Genomic DNA, 2291 nt, shown 5'->3' with positions numbered 1-2291 from the left:
GATCGCCCACGCCGATCTGGCCGATCCCGAGCGGCGCCACGGCGATCCGCTCGATCAGCCCTATTTCGACCTCTATTGGACCGAGCCCGGGCGCGAGCCGCTGTGGATCCTGGCGGATGGCGCGCGCGCCGGCTTCGTGCTCCTCAATCTGCACTCGCCGTCGGGCCTGGGCGTCGACCGCGCGATCGCCGAGTTCTGCATCGTGCCCGAGCGGCGGCGAGAGGGCCTGGGACGCGCCGCCGCGCTCGCCGCCCTGGCGAGGACGGCCGGAATCTGGGAGCTGCAGGTCTACCGGGCGAATCCCACCGCCATCGATTTCTGGCGCAAGGTGATCGCGGCGGCCGATCCGAAGGCGTGGGACGAGATCCCGCTCGCCGAGCGCATCGTCCACCGCTTCGTCCTGGCGCCAGGGAACAAGGCTGAGCGCGCCGAATTAGGAAGCCGCGCTGCGGGACCTCGGCGAGGGCGTCACGATCCCTTGGCGCTTCTCAAGGGTTGACTTGCCGGGCGCGCGCTTCAAGAAGGCCGCCCACTGCAGCGCCTGGGCGCGTCAGGAAGGGAGTGGAGATCGATGACCGTTCGCGTCGCCATCAACGGGTTCGGCCGGATCGGCCGGCTGGTGCTGCGCTCGATCGTCGAGCACGGCCGCCGCGACATCGAGGTGGTGGCGATCAACGACCTGGGCCCGGTAGAGACCAACGCCCACCTGCTGCGCTACGATTCCGTGCACGGCCGCTTCCCCGGCGAAGTGAAGGTCGAGGGCGACACGATCGACGCGGGCTTCGGGCCGATCAAGGTCACCGCCATCCGCGATCCGGCGGAGTTGCCGCACAAGGCCATGGGCGTCGACATCGCGCTCGAGTGCACGGGCCTGTTCACCACCAAGGAAAAGGCCGCCGCCCACCTGAAGGCGGGCGCCAAGCGCGTGATCGTCTCCGCGCCGGCCGACGGCGTCGACAAGACCGTGGTCTATGGCGTCAACCACGACACGCTGACCGGGGACGACATCGTCATCTCCAACGGATCGTGCACCACCAACTGCCTGGCGCCGGTGGCCAAGGTGATCCAGGAGCTCTGCGGGCTGGAGCGCGGCTACATGACCACGATCCACTCCTACACCGGCGACCAGCCGACGCTCGACACCCTGCACAAGGACCTCTACCGCGCCCGCGCGGCGGCGATGTCGATGATCCCGACCTCCACCGGCGCGGCCAAGGCGCTGGGCCTGGTCATCCCGGAGCTGCAGGGCCGCCTCGACGGCTCCTCGATCCGCGTGCCGACCCCCAACGTCTCGGTCGTCGACCTGAAGTTCGTGCCCGGCCGCAAGGTGAGCGTGGACGAGATCAACGCCGCGATGGAGAAGGCTGCGGCCTCCAACCCGCTGAAGGGCATCCTGGCGACCACCAAGGAGCCGCTGGTGAGCCACGACTTCAACCACAACCCGGCGTCCTCGACGGTCGCCCTGCCGCAGACCCAGATGGTCGACGGCGGCTTGGGCCGGGTGCTCTCCTGGTACGACAACGAGTGGGGCTTCTCGACCCGGATGGCCGACGTGGCGGTCCACATGGGCGGCCTGATCTGATCGCCATGCGTCCGCCTCTTCCGCTCATCCCCGCGGACGCGGGGACCCAAGCGGCCTCTCCGCCCGCTGCTGGATCAGCTTGGATTTCCGCCTTCGCGGGAACGAGCGGTGAAGGGCTCCGATGAGCTTCCGCACCTTGGACGAGGCGCATCTCGCGGGGCGGCGCGCCCTGGTGCGGGTGGACTTCAACGTGCCGATGGAGGCCGGCCGCGTCGCCGACGACACGCGGCTGCGCGCCGCCCTGCCGACCATAGAGAAGCTCCGCAAAGCCGGCGCAAAGGTCATCCTCATGGCCCACTTCGACCGGCCGAAGGGCCGGCGCGTGCCGGAGATGAGCCTGCGGCCGGTGGTCGAGCCGCTGTCGAAGCTGATCGGCGCGCCGGTCGCCTTCGCCGACGACAGTGTCGGCGAGCCGGCCCGCGCCGCCGTCGCCGCGATGAAGCCCGGCGACGTGCTGCTGCTGGAGAACCTGCGCTTTCATCCCGGCGAGGAGGCGAACGATCCCGACTTCTCCAAGGCGCTGGCGGCGAACGGCGATCTCTACGTCAACGACGCCTTCTCCGCGGCGCACCGGGCGCACGCCTCGACGGAGGGCCTGGCGCATCTGCTCCCGGCCTATGCGGGCGAACAGATGCGGCGCGAGCTGGAGGCGCTCGACCAGGCGCTCGGGCGGCCGCAACGGCCAGTGATGGGCATCGTCGGCGGCGCC

3 protein-coding genes are annotated in these 2291 nt (G+C 70.1%); all 3 read left to right on the top strand.

The features are described from left to right. Nucleotides 1-499, top strand: a 499-nt coding sequence (locus VLI41_RS14905; RefSeq protein WP_325268873.1) for a GNAT family N-acetyltransferase, incomplete at its 5' end; no start/stop codon positions are given. Between the two features lie 72 nt (nt 500-571). Then, on the top strand, nt 572-1582 hold the full coding sequence (gene gap, locus VLI41_RS14900; RefSeq protein WP_325268872.1) for a type I glyceraldehyde-3-phosphate dehydrogenase: 1011 nt from the start codon (nt 572-574) through the stop codon (nt 1580-1582). A 121-nt stretch (nt 1583-1703) separates the two neighbouring features. Continuing rightward, a partial coding sequence (locus VLI41_RS14895; RefSeq protein WP_325268871.1) for a phosphoglycerate kinase occupies nt 1704-2291 on the top strand: 588 nt, incomplete at its 3' end.

Source organism: Phenylobacterium sp., assembly GCF_035475775.1.
Taxonomy (GTDB): Bacteria; Pseudomonadota; Alphaproteobacteria; order Caulobacterales; family Caulobacteraceae; genus Phenylobacterium.
Note: the sequence above shows the minus strand (reverse complement) of the source record. Positions and strands in the feature narration are given on the sequence as shown.

Coding starts and splice junctions, on each gene's coding strand:
- gap (WP_325268872.1), top strand. CDS start 572: ATGACCGTTCGCGTCGCCATCAACGGGTTCGGCCGGATCGGCCGGCTG.